The following is a 17,290-nucleotide window of genomic DNA, read 5'->3' as shown; positions in this document are numbered from 1 at the left end:
CCGTTTCCTTCCAAGATCTCCCGGGTCAGTGGCGCTTCAGTTGACCGATGAAGGTGCGCCAGGTGTGCGGGGTGAAGGTGAGGACCGGGCCGGTGGGGTTCTTGCTGTCGCGAACACCGACGACGCCGGGCAAGTTGTCCGCCACCTCGACGCACTCTCCATTGCCGCTACGGGTGGACTTGCGCCAGGTCGCGCTGGTCAGCTCCATGACGTCATCACTTCCTTCATCAGGAGCGTCGACTGCCGTTGAGGCAGTGCCTCGCTACGCACGCTCTCCCACCTCGCCAGCAGGATAGCGACTTCCTCATCGTTGTCGATTGTCGCTCCGCCAAGCTGGTTTTCCAGGTGCCCGACCCATCCGCCATCCTCGCCCCGCGCAAGGGTGAATGGTCCGGCGAGCCCGACGTGGGTGCTGATGTCGGTCGGAATGACGTGCACGCTGACCTGGGGGCGTTCCACGCATTCGAGGAGGTGCGCGATCTGCTGGATCATCAGGCCGCGAAAGCCCTCGTCCGCACGTCGGAGGACGGACTCCTCGATCACCGCAACGAGCTTGGGCGGCTGCGGTTGGTCGAGGATGGACTGTCGATCCATCCGGACCGCCAACCGCTTTTCCACCTCATCGTCACTGAGCATGTCGTCGGCCCGGATCACCGCGCGGGCGTAGTTCTCCGTTTGAAGCAGGCCGGGAACAAGGGTGGGGTGGTAACAGCGGAGTTGCTGGGCGGTGCGTTCGGCTTCCAGCCAGGGGCGGAACCAGCTCGGTTGGCCGTCGCGCTCGGCCATCCGGAGCAGGGACGTCAGCAGGCCGTCGGTATTCAGCACCTCGTCGGCCCGCTTGAGGAATAGCCGGTCGAGCGGTCGCTGGCCCAGCTCGACCGCCGACACCTGGGAACCGGAGTAGTGGACGAGCTTCCCGAACTCCTCCTGACTCAGCTCGGCGTTCAGCCGCAGTCGGCGCAACTGCCCCCGGATCAGCTCCGAGGTCGGCTCAGCTTCCACAGGTCCTCCACGATCTTCCTGAAGCCTCGGGGACGTGTCCCGCCGGGCGATCCCGTTGCTCGAGGCTCGCCACGGCAACCGTCGATGCCTTCCGACCGTAGTCGTGTCCTCACCAGACTGTCACGCAGCGGTCTCGCTCTGATCCGACCCGAGGGACGGGGTGGGACCGAACGTGGGGCCGCCCGTGGATCCCCGATGCCCGGGCGGCCCCACTCCACGTTCGGAGGAGGTCGAGATGCGCAACCCTCGCCGTGGTTTCCCCGTACCCCGGCTGGGACCGCACCCGGATCGGCCGCGCGCCTATCCGGCGGACCGCACGCCCCACCTGCCGATCCGCCCGCTGTGGGTGTGCCGGGCGTGCGGGCGGCCGTGGCCGTGCGCGGAGGCCCGGCTGCTGCTGAAGATCGAGTACGCCGACCAGAAGGTCGAGCTGGCGATCTACCTGTCCGGGCTCTACCACGAGGCGACGCACGACCTGTTCCGGCTGAACCCGCATGACGGGCCCACACCGCGCGAGCTGTTCGAGCGCTTCGTGGCCTGGGGTCCGTACCGCCGGCCGGCTGTCGACCCGCCGCCGTCTCGATGACGTGCGCCACGTTGCCGAGGCGAGGGGCCCTGCCTGGTACGCCGCCGGTGCGAAACTACCGCTGTTAAGAAGGGGCCCTTCCTCTACCGGAGGCGTTAACAAGGGGCCCTTCCTTACACACCGGAGGGAGCACAGGGGTGCGCTGGCGCAGTTTCGTCGCGGTCGGGGACAGCTTCACCGAGGGCATGGACGACGCGTACCCGGACGGGAGCTACCGGGGCTGGGCCGACCTGGTCGCCACCCGGCTGGCCGCCGAGGCCGGTCCAAACTTCCGGTACGCGAACCTCGCCATCCGCGGTCGCCTTTTCCCCCGCGTGGTGGACGAGCAGGTGCCCGCCGCGCTGGCCATGAAGCCGGATCTGATCAGCTTCGCCGCCGGCGGCAACGACGTGCTGCGCCGTACCTTCGATCCGGACTCCCTGCTCGCCCGCTTCGACGACGTGGTCGGGCAGCTCCGGTCCGGTGGTGCCGACGTGATCCTGTTCCGGTTCGCCGACGTGATGGCCCGCCTGCCCGGGCAGCGCCTGGTCGCGCCCCGGGTGCAACTGCTCAACCGGGCGGTCGGCGAGACCGCCGAGCGGCACGGCGCGATCCTGGTCGACCTGTACGCCGACGACACGTACCTGAACCCGATGCTGTGGAGCACCGACCGGCTGCACCTCTCCTCGGCCGGCCACCGGCGCGTGGCCGCGCAGGTGCTGACCGCCCTCGGGGTGGGCTGCGACGAGGACTGGCTGCTGGTCCCCGAGCGCCCGCTGCCCAAGCCGTGGCTGACCGCCCGCACCGACGACCTCCGCTGGGCCGCTCAACACCTGGCCCCGTGGTTGAAGCGTCGCCTGACCGGCCGGTCCTCCGGCGACACGGTAACGGCCAAACGCCCCACCCTGACCCCGTTGACAGACTGACCCGCCCCCGCCCCCGCCCCGCGATCTTGCACTTTCTGCCCCGACAAATCGCATCTAATTGCGCAAATCAAGGGCCGAAAGTGCAAGATCGCGGGAGTGATGGGGTCAGGGTCAGGGTCCGGGTTACGACAGGCGGGTCCAGGTTCGGGTTTTCAGGGAGCCGAGGATCCAGGTGTTGCCCTGGATGAAAGTGATGGTGCCGTCGCGGGCGACCTCGACCGTCGCTGGGTTGGTGAAGCCCGTCTCCACCGCCAACGCATCGCGCAGCTCGGGCAGGTCGTCATAACGGCCGCCGCGCCACACGCCCGCCCCGCCGTACGTGCCGGTGACCACGAGCTGGCCCCCGCCGGCCGCCGCCACCTCGTAGGTGTCGTCGGGCAGCCCGCTCTGCCGCTCCCACCGGTCGCCGACCAGCTTCCACACCGGCTTGGGCGCTTCCGTTTCGACCAGCCAGACCTCCGTGCCGTCGGGGGAGATCAGCAGGCGGTCGGCCCCCTCGACCGCCGGCAGCCGCTGCCAGGACGCCGTCTCGTCGGCACTGACCGCGGCGGTGGCCCGTTCGGCCTCGACCACCGCCACCCAGATCCGCCCGTCTCCGCCCTCGAGCAGCTGGACCGAACCGGCGTCGTCGCCGGAGCCGACGGTCAGCGGCGGCTGACCGACCTTCCCCCCGCCGATCCGTGCGATCCGGAACCCGTCGCAGCTCCCGTTCGGCGACGGGCAGTCCAGCCGGTATCCGCTCGCCGTGGCCCATGCCCGTTGCGCCACCGGGGACGGTGCGCTCATCGGGCTGCTGGTGACGGTGGCGCCGCCGTCGCTGGTGGTGACGTACCCGTCGCCGGACATGACGATGGCGGTCCGCTCGTCGGACACGTACAGCTGGGATCCGCTCTTCGCCGGGGGTAGTTCCCGTCCCTGCCAGGTCACGCCCCCGTCGGTGGTCCGCGCGAGCGTCCGCCGGCACCCCTCGGTCACCTGGTCGGGTCTGTCGCAGGTGTCGAACAACGCCCAGCCGTGCCGCGCGTCCACGAACCGCAACCTCCTCAGCCCGCCGACCGCCCCCGCAGCCGCCACCTTTCGCTCGGTCAGTGATGGGCCGGCGGTCACGGTGGGCGCCGGCGGTGTGGGCGGCACTGGGGCGGCGTCACGACCGGCCACGGCGAGCGCCCCCGCCGGGCCGCCGACGAGCAGGGCGGTGATTCCGGCGAGCAGGCCGCGGCGGCGTCGCCGCCGATCGCGTACCCGCCGCTGGGCGGCGGCCAGGCCCCGCGGGCGGAAGGTGGGCGCCGCCTGCGCCTCGAACTCGGCGAACATCTCGTCCAGGGTCTGCTCAGGCACGGTGGGTCTCCTGCCGCTCAGTGAAGTGGCGGGCCAGCGCCGACCGGCCCCGCGACAGCCAGGACCGGACGGTCCCCTCGGGCGCGCCCACCTGGTCGGCGATCTCCGCGACGCTCAGGTGTGCCAGGTGGTGCAGAACGACCGCCTGCCGCTGGGTGGCGGGCAGGGTGGCGAGGGCCGCCATCAGCGCGACCCGGTCCGGCTCCGGCCCCGGCACGTGCTCCTCCCGCTGGCGGGCGAGGTGACGGACCGCGGTGCGGACCCGGCGCAGCCGGCTGGTGGCGAGGTTCCAGGCCACCCGGCGGACGAAGGCCGACGGGTCGTCGTACGCGCCGATCCGGTCCCAGCGCTCCAGCGTCCGGCAGAACGCCTCCTGGGTGAGGTCCTGCGCTTCGGCGTGGTCACCGAGGTACGCGTAGAGCTGCACCGCCAGGCGGTGGAAGTGCGCCTGGTAGAAGTCCGTGAAGTCCACGGGTGGCGCGGTCGCCCCGGTCGGGCCGGTGCCCTGCCGTACGGTCATGTCGGTCCTCGCTGTCGGCGGGTCTCGCCACTGTCACGTGCACCGTGCCGCATCCGCTGCACCCGATTTCCGATGGCGGGTCGCCGGGCCCTGATCCGGCGTACCTTGGGGATCATGTCTGTGCCGAGCGATCCTGATCCCCGACTCCAGTCCTACGCGGACCCGCAGCGGCTGGTCACCACCGGGTGGCTGGCGGAGCACCTGGGCGACGAGGGGCTCGTCGTCGTCGAGTGCGACGAGGACGTGCTCCTCTACGACACCGGCCACATCCCGGGTGCCATCAAGGTGGACTGGCACACCGAGCTGAACGACCAGGTGACCCGCGACTACCTGGACGCGAAGAGCTTCGCCGAGCTGTGCGCGGCCAAGGGCATCGGCCGCGACGACACCGTCGTCTTCTACGGCGACAACTTCAACTGGTGGGCCGCGTACGCCCTCTGGGTCTTCACCCTCTTCGGCCACCCGGACGTGCGGCTGGTCGACGGCGGCCGGCAGAAGTGGATCGCCGAGGGGCGGGAGCTGACCCGCGACAAGCCGGCCCGCCCGCGCGCCGAGTACCCGGTGCCGCAGCGCGACGACGCGCCGATCCGGGCGTACCGCGAGCAGGTCATGGCGCACATCGCCGCCGGCCGGCCGCTGGTGGACGTGCGGTCGCCGGGTGAGTACACCGGCGAGATGCTGCACATGCCCGACTACCCGCAGGAGGGCGCGCTGCGCGGCGGGCACATCCCCGGCGCGGTGAACAAGCCATGGAAGTCGGCCGCGAACGACGACGGCACCTTCAAGTCGCCGGACGAGCTGCGCGCGATCTACGCCGACCAGCTCGGACTGAGCCCGGACGACGACGTGATCGCGTACTGCCGGATCGGCGAGCGGTCCAGCCACACCTGGTTCGTGCTGCGGCACCTGCTCGGGTATCCGCAGGTGCGCAACTACGACGGCTCGTGGACCGAGTGGGGCAACCTCGTCCGCGCCCCCGTCGTCAAGGGCGACCAGCCGGGCGGCCTGAGCAGCTGACCGGGCGGCCGGTCCCGCGTGCGTCGGCCACGGCCCGCGCGGGACCGGCCCTTCCGGGGGTACGACGTACTGCCGGGCCGGGCGGCTCAGCCGGCGGCGAGCGACACCTCGCCGTACAGGTCGCGCACCACCCCGGTGACCTCCCCGGTCTGCGGCTGCCAGCGCAGCAGACCCCCGGGGTCGTGCCGGACCAGCACCGCGCCGTCCCGGTCCCAGCCGAGCACCTCGCAGCAGCCCTTCCATCGGTCCCTGCCCAGGTCGAGCAGGCGGGTCACCACGCCGGTCCCGGCGTTCAGCAACGCCACCCCCTCCAGCCCGCTCTGGGTGCCGGTGGAGATCCAGCCGGCCCGCGCCACGAGGTCGCCGCGCTGCCAGCCGCGTCCGTAGAACTCCTCGACCCGGTTGCCGGCGGGCAGCGCGCGGAAGTCGAGCGGGCCGGAGCCCCGATGCGTTCCGTCGTCGCTCTGCCGGATCCGGGTCAGGCTCATCCGGGTGCCGCTCAGCTCCAGCCAGGCGTCGGTCCGGTCGGCCGGGTCGGGGGTGACCAGGTCCCAGGGCGACGCGGGCACGGTCCGGGTGCCGCCCGTGCTCGGGTCCACCTCGTACGTCGTGTCGTCGTCGCCGGTCAGGAGCCGGTCGCCGGCCCAGAGGACGTGTTCCAGGTAGCCCTTGAGCGGGTAGCGGCGGACCTTCGCGGTGGTCAGGTCGACCACGACGACCTCGTCGGTCTGGGCGAAGGCGGCCGTCCGCCCGTCGGGCGAGAGGCTCCCGGACTTCAGCGGGACCGCCTCGTTCCCCTCGGCGTCCCGGGTCCGGGCCGGCGTGACGACGTCGAGGTCGCGGACGAGGCCGTCGTCGCCGAGCACCCGGATCCGGCTCTCCGTGCCGGTCTCCGGGTTCACTGGCTGGTAGAGCGCAAGCGCCTGGCGTACCGGTCGGGCAGAGAGGGGTGCGGTCACCGGGTCGCCGAGGCGACCGAGCGGGTCAGCCGGGTAGGTCAGCTCGTCCGGCGGCCGCTGCACGGGCGGTGCGCTCGGGACCGGGCTCGCGGTCGGCGAGGCGGGCGGGGCCGGTCGGTCCGCGGGGCGCAGGGCCAGGACCGTACCGCCGGTGAGCAGGACGACCGCCAGTGCGGCGGCGCCCGCGACGCGCCGGGTGTGGCGGACCCGGTCGGCCCGCTCCCAGCCCGCCGATGCCGGCTGCGACGGCCGGACGTCCTCGGCGGCGGCGGTCAACAGCCGGCGCAGCTCAGTGTCGTTCACCCGTTCACCTCCATCCCGGCGTTGCCGCCGACCTCGCGACCCGGCTCGGGCGCCACCTCGCGGAGCCGGCGCAGCGCCGCGTGGCACTGGCTCTTCACGGTGCCGACGCTCACTCCGAGCGCTTCGGCGGTCGCCGCCTCGGTCAGGTCCTCGAAGTAGCGGAGCACCAGCACGGCCCGCTGGCGCGGCGGTAGCTGGCCGAGCGCGCGGTGCAGCGCCAGCCGCAGGTCACCGTCGCCGTCGCGGGTCACCTGCTCCGGCGGGTACGCGCTCAGCCACTCGCGTCGGCGCCGGCGCCACCAGGAGACCGCGTCCCGGTAGAGGATGGCCCGCACGTACGCGCCCGGATCGCCGTCGCGCACGCTGGACCAGCGCAGGGCCAGCTTGAGCAGGGCTTCCTGGAGCAGGTCCTCGGCCTGGTGGCGGTTGCCGCAGACCAGGTACGCCGCGCGCAGCAGCCGGTGCTGGTGGCTCTCGACGAACGCCACGTACCCGTCGCGCCCGTCGTACGCCGTGCGTACCGGTGCCATCCGCCATCCCCCTCGATCCCCGTCACGCATCAGACGCACGAGACCGCGGAAATGGTTGGGCCGGACGTCAGGTCGCGCGGCTGTCCGTCGGCGTCCCGGTCAGGTAGCGCTGGATGGTCGGCCCCACCCAGGCGACCACCTCCGCCGGTGTCATCGCCACGACCGGTGGCAGCCGGACGATGTAGCGGGTGAGGGCGAGGCCGAGAACCTGGCTGGCCACCAGGCCGGCCCGGCGGGCGGTGTTCTCCGGGTCGGTGCCGAACGTCGCGATGGCCGCGGTGAGCTGGTCTGCGAAGATGCCGCGGATCCGCTCCGCCGCGCCCGGGTTGGCGCTCGCGGCCCGGAGCAGCGCCGCTAGCGTCTCGTCGCCGTCCCAGCGGTCGAGGAAGTGGCGCACCATGACCTCGCCGAGCCGATCGGGCGGCACCGCGGTGAGGTCCGGCAGGCGCAGGTCGAGCTCGGCCGCCGCCGCGAAGAGCCCCTCCTTGCTGCCGTAGTACCGCATCACCATCGACGGGTCGATCCGCGCGTCGGCGGCGATGACCCGGATGGTGGCCCGGTCGTACCCGTCGGCGGCGAAGCGGGCCCGGGCGGCCCGCAGGATCGCGGCGCGGGTGGCGTCGGACCGGCGGGGGCGGGTGGGAGATGCCTCGGTCATGCCCACGACCGTATGCCAACGCTTGTTGACACGCCAGTGCGGGGTGCCCTAACTTTGCCAACGACAGTTGGCCAACAGTTGTTGGCATGATCACGGAGGTGCCCGATGCTGCCGACCGAGACGGACGTGCTGGTGGTGGGGGCCGGGCCGACGGGGCTGACCGCCGCGCTCACACTGGCCCGGCGCGGGGTGCCGGTCACCGTGGTCGACCGGCTGTCCCACCCGCCGGTGACCTCGCGGGCGGCCGTCGTGCACGCGTACACGCTGGAGGAGCTGGACCGGATCGGGGCCGGCGCTCCGCTCGTGGCGCGCGGGGTGCGGGCGCCGGAGTTCACCGTCCGCGACCGCGACCGGGTGCTGCTGCGCGTCCCGTTCGGTGAGCTGCCGTCCCGGCACCCGTACGCGCTGATGGTCTCCCAGGCGGTCACCGAGGAGGTGCTGACCGCGCAGCTCGCTGCTGCCTGCGTGCGCGTGCTGCGGCCGTACGAGCTGACCGGCCTGGACCTCGACGGGCCCGGCGCGGTCGCGACCTTCGCCGGCGGCGCGACGGTCCGCGCCCGGTACGTCGTCGGCGCGGACGGGATGCGCAGCGGCGTGCGGCAATGGGCGGGGATCAGCTTTCCCGGCCCGACCCATGCGACCGAGTCGTTCGTGCTCGCCGACGTCCGGGTGTCCAGCGCGCTGCCGCGCGACCGGGCGACGCTCTTCCTCGCCCCGTCCGGCCCGCTGATCTGGGCGCCGCTGCCCGACGGGGTGGTCCGGCTCGTCGCCGCCGTCCCGGAGGCGCCGGCCGATGCCGACGTGGCGTACCTCCAGGGGCTGCTCGACGAGCGCGGCCCGGCCCGCCGCCCGGACCGGGTGACGGAGGTGCTCTGGTCGTCCCGGTTCCGCCTGCACGAGCGGATCGCGGACGCCTTCCGGGCCGGTCCGGTGCTGCTCGCCGGGGACGCCGGCCACGTGCACAGCCCTGCCGGCGGGCAGGGGATGAACCTGGGCATCGTCGACGCGGTCGACCTCGGCGAAACCCTCGCCGACGTGCTGGCCGGCGGCCCCGACACGCTGCTCGACGGGTACGCGGCCCGGCGCCGCCCGATGGCCGAGGACGTGGTCTCCTTCGCGGGCGGGCTGACCCGGCTGGCCACCGTGCCACCCGCCGCCCGCCCGGCCCGCAACCTGCTGCTGCGGCTGCTCTCCGCGCTGCCCCCGGCCCGCCGCCGCATCGCCCTGCGCCTCTCCGGCCTCGCCCACCGCCCGGCGACGGGCTAGCGGCATGTCGCGGGCCTCGTCCCGGCTCGACGAGGTCCCGGAGGCACGCCCAGTAGGCTGCGCCGATGGGGCAGGTGTGGCGGGAGTGGGGAGTCGTCCTGACCGTCACGGCGGTCGGCCTGCCCGTGGTGGCGGTGCTCGTCGCCGTGCTGGCCCGCCTCCGGCGGGATGCCGCGACGCCCCGGCGGCGCAGCGTCGCCGAGGTCGGCGCCGTGGCCGGGACGCTGCCCTGGGTGTGGATGATCCTGACCCCGCGCGACGCGCCGGGCGGGGTCGACCTGGTGCCGCTGCGCGACCTGGCCGACCTGCTCACCGGGTCCCCGGCCACCGTCGTGGTCCAGGTGGTCGGCAACCTGCTGGTCTTCGCCGCGCTGGGCTTCTTCGCCCCGGTACGCGTACCCGCGCTCGCCGGTGCCGGCCGGCTCTTCCTGCTGGGCGCGGCCTGCTCGGTGGTCGTCGAGTCGGCGCAGTACGCGCTCGACCTCGGGCGGGTCACCTCCGTCGACGACGTGCTGCTCAACGCGACGGGTGCGGCGCTGGCCGGGCTGCTGTCCCGGCGGTGGTGGGCGGGACGCCGGGCGGCGGCGGGGCGGCCGGTCGAAGCGCCCGCCACGCCGCGAGGGTGACCAGCGCGAAGACCACGGCCACCGCCGCCGCCACCGGCGCCGTGCCGTACGCCGCCCCGGCCAGCCCGCCGAGTGCCGCGCCGAGCGGTGCGCTGAGCAGCCCGATCACCCGCCGCGCCGCACCCACCCGACCGAGCAGGTCCGCCGGCACGTGGCGCTGCCCGTACGCCGCCCAGAGGCTGTTCCACACCGTCGTGCCGGCGGCGAAGACGGCCAGCGCGAGCCCAGCCGGAACCGGGTGCCGGGTCAACGCGAACGCGGCCAGTGCGACCGTCTGGGCGGCGAGCACGACCCGCAGCGCTGGTGCCGTGCCGAGCCGGGCGGCCAGCCGCCCCGCCCCCAGCGCGCCGGCCACCCCACCGAGGACCGCTGCCGCGGTGAACAGCCCGTACCCGGCGGGCGGCACCCGCAGCACGTCGAGTGCGTAGAGCACCAGCACCGCCATGAGGGCGCTGATCGCGAGGTTGGTCGCGGCGGTCAGCGTGGTGATCCGCCACATCGTGCGGTCGGCCCGCAGCCACCGGACGCCCTCCGCGGCCTCCCGCCACACCGATCTCCCGCGCCCGCGCCGGCTGGGCGGGCGCGGCGCCGACCGGTCCGGACGGGCACCGGCCGGTGACGCGGGTGGGGTGGCGCGCGTGGACGGGGTGCGCGTGGACGGGGTGGCTCGGGCGGGCGACCCGGCCGGACCGTTGCCGGACGGCCGCGTCGCCGGGGCGGGGCGGAGGGCGAGGGTGAGCAGGGCGGCCGCGACGAAGGTGAGGGCGTCAAGGGCGAACGGCAGCGGTGCGGCGACGGTGAACAGGACGCCGGCCGCGGGCGCGCCGAGGAAGCCACCGGCCACCGCCGCACCGGCCTGCAGGCGGCCGTTCGCCCGGGGCAGCGCGTCCGGCGGCACCAGCGCCGGGAGCAGCGCGAAGGCGACCGCGTCGGAGAGCGTGCCCAGCGTGGCGAGCAGGAACGCCGCCACCAGCAGCGTGGCGACCCCGGCCCGCCCGGTGGCGACCGCCACGGCGAGTGCACCTACCACGACGGCCCGCAGCCCGTCCGCCACCGCCATCGTCCGGCGCCGGTCCCACCGGTCCGCGTACACGCCGCCGAGCAGGCCGAACAGCAACGGCGGCAGTTGGGCGGCGACGGTCACCGCGGCGATCACGCGTGGGTCGCGGGTCAGCGTGGCGGCCAGCAGCGCCAGTGCGGGGATACGCAGGGTGTCGCCGAACCGGGAGGCGATGGCGGCGGACCAGAGCAGGCGGAAGTCACGGCCGAGCGGGGGTGCGGTCATGCCGCCGACCCTCGGCCCTCGAGCGGGTCGAGGGTCAAGCCGCGGTGAGTCAACTGGCCGGTAACCGAGCCTCCACGCGGTGCGGCGCGCGGTCTACGCTTGCCCGGTGACGGTGGAGCAGCAGGCGCGGGGCACGACGAACGGCGGCACGGGCCCGGGTCGGCGCCGGTCCCGCAAGGACGAGATCCTGGAGATCGCGGTCGGGCTCTTCGCCGCCCGTGGGTACCACGGCGTCTCCATGGACGACATCGGCGCGGCCGCCGGGGTCACCGGTCCGGCGCTCTACCACCACTTCGCCGGCAAGGAGGCGATGCTGGTCGCCGCGCTGATCCCGGTCAGCGAGGGGCTGCTCGCCGGCGGCCGGGAGCGCTCGGCCGGCCACCCGGACGACCCGCGCGCCGTGCTCGAGTCGCTGATCGACTTCCACGTCGACTTCGCGCTGGCCAACCCGGCCGTGATCGCCCTGCACCTGCACGAGCTGGACCGGCTGCCGGACGAGCCGCGCCGCCGGATCCGCCGGCTCCAGCGGCTGTACGTCGAGGAGTGGGTGACCGTGCTGACCGCGCTGCACCCGGGCATGCCCGACGGCGAGGCGCGGGTGCTCGCCCACGCGGCGTTCGGTCTGATGAACTCCACGCCGTTCCTCGGTGGCGAGGTGGACCGGCAGCGCCGGGCGGAGCTGCTGCGGGGCGCGACGCTGGCCGCCCTGCTCGCCCCCACCGAGTCCTGACCACGGGGTTCGCCCGCCGAGGGCGGCGGCCGACTCGTGAGTAACCGGGCCGGCATGATTCCCTAGCTGCGTTCGACCCCCGGACGCTGGAGGAAACATGATCGAGTCGCTGCTGGTCGCCAATCGGGGCGAGATCGCCCGCCGGATCATCCGTACCGCGAAGCGGCTCGGCGTCCGTGTGATCGCGGTGCACTCGGAGGCCGACGCCGGCCTGCCGTTCGTGACCGAGGCCGACGAGGCGGTCTGCGTGGGCCCCGCCAATCCGGCCCAGAGCTACCGCAACACCGAGGCGATCCTCGCCGCCGCCAAGTCCACCGGAGCGCAGGCGATCCACCCCGGCTACGGCTTCCTCTCCGAGAACGCCGACTTCGCCCGTACCGTCGAGGCGAGCGGCCTGATCTGGGTCGGGCCCGGCGCGGACGCGATCAGCGCGATGGGCGACAAGATCAACGCGCGGAACCTGATGGCGGCGGCCGGGGTGCCGGTCGCCCCGGGCACCACGGACCCGGCGGCCGACCTGGACGCGGCGGTCGTCGCGGCGGCGGAGATCGGCTACCCGGTGATGGTCAAGGCCGCGGCCGGCGGTGGTGGCATGGGCATGGGCGTGGCCGTCGACGAGTCCGCGTTGCGGACCGAGTACGACAAGGTGCGCTCGTTCGCCGAGCGGATGTTCGGCGACGGCTCGGTGCTGATCGAGCGGTACTTCCCCCGGGTGCGCCACGTGGAGGTGCAGATCCTCGGCCTGGCCGATGGCCGGGTGGTGGCCCTGGGCGAGCGCGAGTGCTCGGTGCAGCGGCGCAACCAGAAGCTGGTCGAGGAGTCGCCCTCGCCTGCGGTCTCCCCGGAGCTGCGCGAGCGCTTCCTGGCCGCCGCGGTGCGGGCCGGCGAGGCGGTCGGGTACCGCAACGCGGGCACGGTCGAGTGCCTGCTCGACCCCACCACCGGGGAGTTCTTCTTCCTGGAGATGAACACGCGCCTCCAGGTCGAGCACCCGGTGACCGAGCTGGTCTACGGCGTCGACCTGGTCGAGGAGCAGCTGCGGGTGGCGGCCGGCCTGGCGCCGACGTTCGACCCGGACGCGCTCACGCCGCGCGGCCACGCGATCGAGCTGCGGATCAACGCCGAGGACCCGAAGCGCTTCCTGCCCGGCCCGGGCGCGATCACGGCCTGGGTCGAGCCGACCGGCGAGGGGGTGCGGGTGGACTCGGGGTACGTCGACGGCAACACCGTCACCCCGTTCTACGACAGCCTGATGGCCAAGCTGATCGTGAGCGGGGCGACCCGCGCCGAGGCGATCGACCGCGCGAAGGCCGCGGTGGCGGCCTTCGAGCTGTCCGGCCCGAAGAACAACCTCCCCTTCTTCGCCGAGTTGCTGGAGAACCCGGAGTTCCTCTCCGGCGACTACGACACCGGCATCGTCAGCCGCATGCGCTAACCCCCCGGCTTCTCCCCACCCCACCCCCTTGTCCGCGTTGATCATGAGGTTAGCGGCACAAGACGCGGCTTTTGTCGCCGCTAACCTCATGATCAACAGGGTCGGTGTCCGGCCGGGCCGGTGAGGTGGCAGGGTGGGAGGTGTTCAGTAGCCGCGTCACAGTGAGGTGACCCTTATGGCGGGAATGTCGGACTTTGTGTCCATTCGGGAGGTCGGGCCGCGGGACGGGTTGCAGAACGAGGAGCCCATTCCGACCGACGCCAAGGTGCGGCTGCTCGACGCCCTCTCCCGGACCGGCGTGAAGCGGATCGAGGCCGTCTCGTTCGTGCATCCGAAGGCCATTCCGCAGATGGCCGACGCCGACGAGGTGTGGCAGCGGGCCAGGAAGGCCGACGGGGTGCGCTACTCGGCGCTGGTCCCGAACACGCGGGGCGCCCAGCGCGCCCTGGCCGCCGGCTTCACCGAGATCGAGGTGGTCGTCTCGGCGAGCGACACGCACAACCGGCGCAACGTCAACCGCACCACCGAGGAGTCCCTCGATGACATCGCGGAGCTGATCGACCTGCTGCACGGTGCCGGCGCGCGGGCCGAGGTCATCATCGCGACGAGCTTCGGCTGCCCGTACGAGGGGGACGTCGACCCGGCCCGGGTGGCGGGCATCGTGGACCGGGTGGTCCGCGACGGCGCCGACCGGGTGGCGTTCGGGGACACCACCGGCATGGGAACGCCGCGCCGGGTCCGCGAGCTGTTGACGGCGGTACGCGACCGCAACGCCCACATTCCGCTGCTGCTCCACTTCCACAACACCCGCGGCACCGCCCTGGCCAACCTGCTGACCGCTCTCGAACTGGGCGTCACCGAGTTCGACGCCAGCGTCGGCGGCCTGGGTGGCTGCCCGTACGCGCCGGGGGCCAGCGGCAACCTCGCCACCGAGGAGGCCGTGCACATGCTGCACGACATGGGCATCGACACCGGCATCGACCTGGACGCCCTCATCGAGGCCGCCGAGTTGGCCGAACACCTGACCGGGAAGCGTCTCCCCTCCGGCGTCCTCCGCGCCGGTCCCCGCACCCGCCTAACCCCCCTCCCGTCCTGACCCTCCCGCCCCTGCCCGGTCCTGACCCCGCCCCTTCTCCGCGATCTTGCAGTTTGTGCCCGGTCAAAAGTGGCTGAGCCGGGCATATGGGGGACCGAAAGTGCAAGATCGCGGAGGCGGGCGGTGGAGGCTCGTCGTTCCGCGCGCCCGTGCGCTAACCTAACGATCGTTCAGGTCGGTTGGCGCGCTCACGAGGCGCGGGTGGCGGCGGCAAGGGGGAGCGGGCGTGACGCTCGACGGTGAGGCACTGGAGCAGCTGCGCAAGCGCGCCAAGGCCGGCGGCGCGGACAAGTACCACGCGGCCAACGCGGCCAAGGGCAAGCTCTTCGCGCGCGAGCGGGTCGCGCTCCTGGTCGACGAGGGATCGTTCGTCGAGGACGGCCTCTACGCCAACGCGATGGCCGAGGGCCTGCCCGCCGACGGCGTGGTCACCGGCACCGCCACCATCGACGGTCGCCCGGTCTGCCTGATGGCCAACGACTCCACGGTCAAGGCCGGCAGCTGGGGCGCGCGGACCGTCGAGAAGATCATCCGGATCATCGAGCGGGCCTACACGACGGGCGTGCCGATGGTCTACCTGGTCGACTCGGCCGGCGCCCGGATCACGGACCAGGTCGAGCTGTTCCCCGGCCGGCGTGGCGCCGGGAAGATCTTCTGGAACCAGGTCCGCGCCTCCGGCTCGATCCCGCAGGTGTGCGCGCTGTTCGGGCCGAGCGCCGCGGGTGGGGCGTACATCCCGGCGTTCTGCGATGTGGTCGCCATGGTCGACGGCAACGCCAGCATGTACCTGGGCTCCGACCGGATGGTCGAGATGGTGACCGGCGAGAAGACCACCCTGGAGGCGATGGGCGGGGCCAAGGTGCACTGCGCCGAGTCCGGCGTCGGTCACTTCCTCTGCAAGAGCGAGACCGAGGCGCTCGACGTGGTCAAGCGCTACCTGTCGTACCTGCCGGCGAACTGGCAGCAGGCGCCGCCGGCCGTCGAGGCGGCGCCCGCGCCGGAGAAGACCGACCTGGCCGCGCTGGTGCCGGCCAGCGAGCGGCAGGCCTTCGACATGCGGCGGTACGCGAAGGGCCTGCTCGACGAGGGCAGCTTCTTCGAGATCCAGGCGCTGTGGGCCAAGGAGCTGACGATCGGCTTCGGTCGACTGAACGGCGAGGTCGTCGGCGTCGTCGGCAACAACTCGATGTTCAAGGGTGGGGTGCTCTTCGTCGACTCGGCCGACAAGGCGACCCGCTTCGTCCAGCTCTGTGACGCGTTCAACGTCCCGCTGCTGTTCCTCTCCGACGTGCCCGGGTTCATGGTCGGCAGCGCGGTGGAGAAGCAGGGCATCATCCGGCACGGCGCCAAGATGATCAGCGCGATCTCCGAGGCGACCGTACCCAAGATCTGCGTCGTGGTCCGCAAGGCGTACGGCGCGGGCCTCTACGCGATGGCCGGCCCCGGCTTCGAACCGGACGCCACGATCGCCCTGCCCACCGCGAAGATCGCGGTGATGGGCGCCGAGGCGGCCGTCAACGCCGTCTACGCCAACAAGATCGCGGCGATCGGGGACGAGGCCGAGCGGGCCGCGTTCGTCGCCGCGAAGCGCGAGGAGTACGAGCGGGACATCGACATCGTCCGGCTCGCCAGCGAGCTGGTGGTCGACGCGATCGTCGAGCCGCACGAACTGCGCGCCGAGCTGATCCGGCGCTTCGCCGCCGCGCGCGGCAAGGATCGGCACTTCTCGAAGCGCCGGCACGGCGTCACCCCGGTCTGAGCACCCCGCAGCACGATCCGCCCCGGCGTCACGAGCGCCCGGCGGCCCTTCCACACCAGGAGGAATCCATGGACTTCCGGCTCACCGAGGAGCACGAGGCGCTGCGGCAGAGCGTGCGGGAATTCGCCCGCGAGGTGGTCGCGCCGGTCATCGCCGAGCACTACGAGCAGCACACCTTCCCGTACGAGGTCATCCGCCAGATGGGGAAGATGGGCCTCTTCGGCCTGCCCTTCCCCGAGGAGTACGGCGGCATGGGCGGCGACTACTTCGCGCTCTGCCTGGCCTTGGAGGAGCTGGCGCGGGTCGACTCCAGCGTGGCGATCACACTGGAGGCGGCGGTGTCGCTCGGCGCGATGCCGATCCACCGCTTCGGCACCGAGGAGCAGAAGGCGCAGTGGCTGCCGAAGCTGTGCAGCGGCGAGGCGCTGGCCGCCTTCGGCCTGACCGAGCCGGGCTTCGGCTCGGACGCCGGCGGCACCCAGACGCGGGCCGTGCTCGACGAGACGACGAACGAGTGGGTGATCAACGGCTCGAAGGCGTTCATCACCAACTCCGGCACCGACATCACCGCGCTGGTCACCGTCACCGCGGTCACCGGCACGAACCCGGACGGCTCGAAGGAGCTGTCCACGATCATCGTGCCGTCCGGGACCCCCGGCTTCACGGTGGCACCCGGCTACTCGAAGGTCGGCTGGACCGCCTCGGACACCCACGAGCTCACGTTCGACGACTGCCGCGTGCCGGCGGCCAACCTGCTCGGTGAGCGCGGCCGTGGCTTCGCCCAGTTCCTGCGGATCCTCGACGAGGGCCGTATCGCGATCGCCGCGCTCGCCGTCGGTCTCGCCCAGGGCTGCGTCGACGAGTCGGTCAAGTACGCGAAGGAGCGCCACGCCTTCGGCCAGCCGATCGGCAACTACCAGGCGATCCAGTTCAAGATCGCCGACATGGAGATGAAGGCGCACACCGCCCGGCTGGCGTACTACGACGCCGCCGCCCGGATGCTCGCCGGCGAGCCGTTCAAGCGTCAGGCCGCGATCGCCAAGCTGCACGCCAGCACCATCGCGGTCGACAACGCCCGCGAGGCGACGCAGATCCACGGCGGCTACGGCTTCATGAACGAGTACCCGGTGGCCCGCTTCTGGCGGGACTCCAAGATCCTGGAGATCGGCGAGGGTACGTCCGAGGTGCAGCGCATGATCATCGCGCGCGACCTCGGTATGTGACGGACACCACGGGTCCCGACCTTTTTCTGTGGTCGGGCCACCTTGCCCGCCG

18 protein-coding genes are annotated in these 17,290 nt (G+C 72.9%); 10 read left to right on the top strand and 8 right to left on the bottom strand.

The window, feature by feature from the left end:
• Positions 1–25: 25 nt before the first annotated feature.
• Both ACTMS0_RS04620 and ACTMS0_RS04615 read right to left on the bottom strand, forming a co-directional pair.
• Complete coding sequence (locus ACTMS0_RS04620; RefSeq protein WP_441153801.1) at positions 26–208, bottom strand: DUF397 domain-containing protein; 183 nt, start codon at positions 206–208, stop codon at positions 26–28.
• A complete protein-coding gene (locus ACTMS0_RS04615; RefSeq protein ID WP_441153800.1) occupies positions 199–1,002 on the bottom strand; it encodes a helix-turn-helix domain-containing protein in 804 nt (267 codons plus the stop codon). Before ACTMS0_RS04615 ends, ACTMS0_RS04620 begins: the two co-directional genes overlap by 10 nt.
• A gap of 235 nt (positions 1,003–1,237) precedes the next feature.
• Here ACTMS0_RS04615 and ACTMS0_RS04610 point away from each other — a divergent pair, with 235 nt between their 5' ends.
• Entirely contained in the window at positions 1,238–1,588 is a 351-nt protein-coding gene (locus ACTMS0_RS04610; protein WP_441153799.1) for a hypothetical protein, read from the top strand.
• Positions 1,589–1,725: 137 nt separating this feature from the next.
• Positions 1,726–2,493: an SGNH/GDSL hydrolase family protein gene (locus tag ACTMS0_RS04605; protein ID WP_441153798.1), complete on the top strand. Its 768-nt coding sequence runs from the start codon at positions 1,726–1,728 to the stop codon at positions 2,491–2,493.
• A 123-nt stretch (positions 2,494–2,616) separates the two neighbouring features.
• Here ACTMS0_RS04605 and ACTMS0_RS04600 read toward each other — a convergent pair whose 3' ends face one another.
• Together ACTMS0_RS04600 and ACTMS0_RS04595 are read right to left on the bottom strand one after the other, a co-directional pair.
• Complete coding sequence (locus ACTMS0_RS04600) at positions 2,617–3,831, bottom strand: hypothetical protein (RefSeq protein ID WP_441153797.1); 1,215 nt, start codon at positions 3,829–3,831, stop codon at positions 2,617–2,619.
• Positions 3,824–4,351, bottom strand: a complete 528-nt coding sequence (locus ACTMS0_RS04595; RefSeq protein ID WP_441153796.1) for a SigE family RNA polymerase sigma factor — start codon at positions 4,349–4,351, stop codon at positions 3,824–3,826. The genes ACTMS0_RS04600 and ACTMS0_RS04595 overlap by 8 nt, the downstream gene beginning before the upstream one ends.
• A gap of 114 nt (positions 4,352–4,465) precedes the next feature.
• On the opposite strand from ACTMS0_RS04595, the gene ACTMS0_RS04590 reads away from it, so the two are divergent.
• Positions 4,466–5,368 (top strand): sulfurtransferase, encoded by a 903-nt coding sequence (locus tag ACTMS0_RS04590; protein ID WP_441153795.1) that lies wholly within the window; start codon positions 4,466–4,468, stop codon positions 5,366–5,368.
• 86 nt (positions 5,369–5,454) lie between these two features.
• On the opposite strand, the gene ACTMS0_RS04585 is transcribed toward ACTMS0_RS04590, so the two are convergent.
• From ACTMS0_RS04585 to ACTMS0_RS04575, 3 genes are all read right to left on the bottom strand, one after another.
• Positions 5,455–6,630, bottom strand: coding sequence for a hypothetical protein (locus tag ACTMS0_RS04585; RefSeq protein ID WP_441153794.1), 1,176 nt, complete (start codon positions 6,628–6,630; stop codon positions 5,455–5,457).
• Positions 6,627–7,160 (bottom strand): SigE family RNA polymerase sigma factor, encoded by a 534-nt coding sequence (locus ACTMS0_RS04580; RefSeq protein ID WP_441153793.1) that lies wholly within the window; start codon positions 7,158–7,160, stop codon positions 6,627–6,629. The genes ACTMS0_RS04585 and ACTMS0_RS04580 overlap by 4 nt, the downstream gene beginning before the upstream one ends.
• 67 nt (positions 7,161–7,227) lie before the next feature.
• Complete coding sequence (locus ACTMS0_RS04575; protein WP_441153792.1) at positions 7,228–7,818, bottom strand: TetR/AcrR family transcriptional regulator; 591 nt, start codon at positions 7,816–7,818, stop codon at positions 7,228–7,230.
• Between the two features lie 105 nt (positions 7,819–7,923).
• Here ACTMS0_RS04575 and ACTMS0_RS04570 point away from each other — a divergent pair, with 105 nt between their 5' ends.
• Both ACTMS0_RS04570 and ACTMS0_RS04565 read left to right on the top strand, forming a co-directional pair.
• Complete coding sequence (locus tag ACTMS0_RS04570; RefSeq protein ID WP_441153791.1) at positions 7,924–9,084, top strand: FAD-dependent oxidoreductase; 1,161 nt, start codon at positions 7,924–7,926, stop codon at positions 9,082–9,084.
• A gap of 65 nt (positions 9,085–9,149) precedes the next feature.
• Positions 9,150–9,710 carry a VanZ family protein gene (locus ACTMS0_RS04565; RefSeq protein WP_441153790.1) on the top strand — a complete coding sequence of 187 codons (561 nt, stop codon included), beginning with the start codon at positions 9,150–9,152 and terminating at the stop codon, positions 9,708–9,710.
• Here ACTMS0_RS04565 and ACTMS0_RS04560 read toward each other — a convergent pair.
• Entirely contained in the window at positions 9,601–10,995 is a 1,395-nt protein-coding gene (locus tag ACTMS0_RS04560; protein ID WP_441153789.1) for an MFS transporter, read from the bottom strand. The genes ACTMS0_RS04565 and ACTMS0_RS04560 overlap by 110 nt on opposite strands.
• Before the next feature lie 106 nt (positions 10,996–11,101).
• Between ACTMS0_RS04560 and ACTMS0_RS04555 the strand changes: the two genes are divergently transcribed.
• The 5 genes from ACTMS0_RS04555 to ACTMS0_RS04535 all read left to right on the top strand — a co-directional run bounded on the left by ACTMS0_RS04555 (position 11,102) and on the right by ACTMS0_RS04535 (position 17,238).
• Positions 11,102–11,725, top strand: coding sequence for a TetR/AcrR family transcriptional regulator (locus ACTMS0_RS04555; RefSeq protein WP_441153788.1), 624 nt, complete (start codon positions 11,102–11,104; stop codon positions 11,723–11,725).
• 97 nt (positions 11,726–11,822) lie between these two features.
• Positions 11,823–13,160 (top strand): acetyl-CoA carboxylase biotin carboxylase subunit, encoded by a 1,338-nt coding sequence (locus ACTMS0_RS04550; RefSeq protein WP_441153787.1) that lies wholly within the window; start codon positions 11,823–11,825, stop codon positions 13,158–13,160.
• 184 nt (positions 13,161–13,344) lie between these two features.
• Positions 13,345–14,256 carry a hydroxymethylglutaryl-CoA lyase gene (locus tag ACTMS0_RS04545; RefSeq protein ID WP_441153786.1) on the top strand — a complete coding sequence of 304 codons (912 nt, stop codon included), beginning with the start codon at positions 13,345–13,347 and terminating at the stop codon, positions 14,254–14,256.
• A 226-nt stretch (positions 14,257–14,482) separates the two neighbouring features.
• Positions 14,483–16,015 (top strand): acyl-CoA carboxylase subunit beta, encoded by a 1,533-nt coding sequence (locus tag ACTMS0_RS04540; RefSeq protein WP_441153785.1) that lies wholly within the window; start codon positions 14,483–14,485, stop codon positions 16,013–16,015.
• 68 nt (positions 16,016–16,083) lie between these two features.
• A complete protein-coding gene (locus tag ACTMS0_RS04535; protein WP_441153784.1) occupies positions 16,084–17,238 on the top strand; it encodes an acyl-CoA dehydrogenase family protein in 1,155 nt (384 codons plus the stop codon).
• Positions 17,239–17,290: the final 52 nt, after the last annotated feature.

This window comes from Micromonospora sp. H33 (assembly GCF_052068455.1).
Taxonomy (GTDB): Bacteria; Actinomycetota; Actinomycetes; order Mycobacteriales; family Micromonosporaceae; genus Micromonospora.
Note: the sequence above shows the minus strand (reverse complement) of the source record. Positions and strands in the feature narration are given on the sequence as shown.

Coding starts and splice junctions, on each gene's coding strand:
- ACTMS0_RS04550 (WP_441153787.1), top strand. CDS start 11,823: ATGATCGAGTCGCTGCTGGTCGCCAATCGGGGCGAGATCGCCCGCCGG.
- ACTMS0_RS04570 (WP_441153791.1), top strand. CDS start 7,924: ATGCTGCCGACCGAGACGGACGTGCTGGTGGTGGGGGCCGGGCCGACG.
- ACTMS0_RS04610 (WP_441153799.1), top strand. CDS start 1,238: ATGCGCAACCCTCGCCGTGGTTTCCCCGTACCCCGGCTGGGACCGCAC.
- ACTMS0_RS04590 (WP_441153795.1), top strand. CDS start 4,466: ATGTCTGTGCCGAGCGATCCTGATCCCCGACTCCAGTCCTACGCGGAC.
- ACTMS0_RS04595 (WP_441153796.1), bottom strand. CDS start 4,351: ATGACCGTACGGCAGGGCACCGGCCCGACCGGGGCGACCGCGCCACCC.
- ACTMS0_RS04575 (WP_441153792.1), bottom strand. CDS start 7,818: ATGACCGAGGCATCTCCCACCCGCCCCCGCCGGTCCGACGCCACCCGC.
- ACTMS0_RS04580 (WP_441153793.1), bottom strand. CDS start 7,160: ATGGCACCGGTACGCACGGCGTACGACGGGCGCGACGGGTACGTGGCG.
- ACTMS0_RS04620 (WP_441153801.1), bottom strand. CDS start 208: ATGGAGCTGACCAGCGCGACCTGGCGCAAGTCCACCCGTAGCGGCAAT.
- ACTMS0_RS04560 (WP_441153789.1), bottom strand. CDS start 10,995: ATGACCGCACCCCCGCTCGGCCGTGACTTCCGCCTGCTCTGGTCCGCC.
- ACTMS0_RS04565 (WP_441153790.1), top strand. CDS start 9,150: ATGGGGCAGGTGTGGCGGGAGTGGGGAGTCGTCCTGACCGTCACGGCG.
- ACTMS0_RS04535 (WP_441153784.1), top strand. CDS start 16,084: ATGGACTTCCGGCTCACCGAGGAGCACGAGGCGCTGCGGCAGAGCGTG.
- ACTMS0_RS04545 (WP_441153786.1), top strand. CDS start 13,345: ATGTCGGACTTTGTGTCCATTCGGGAGGTCGGGCCGCGGGACGGGTTG.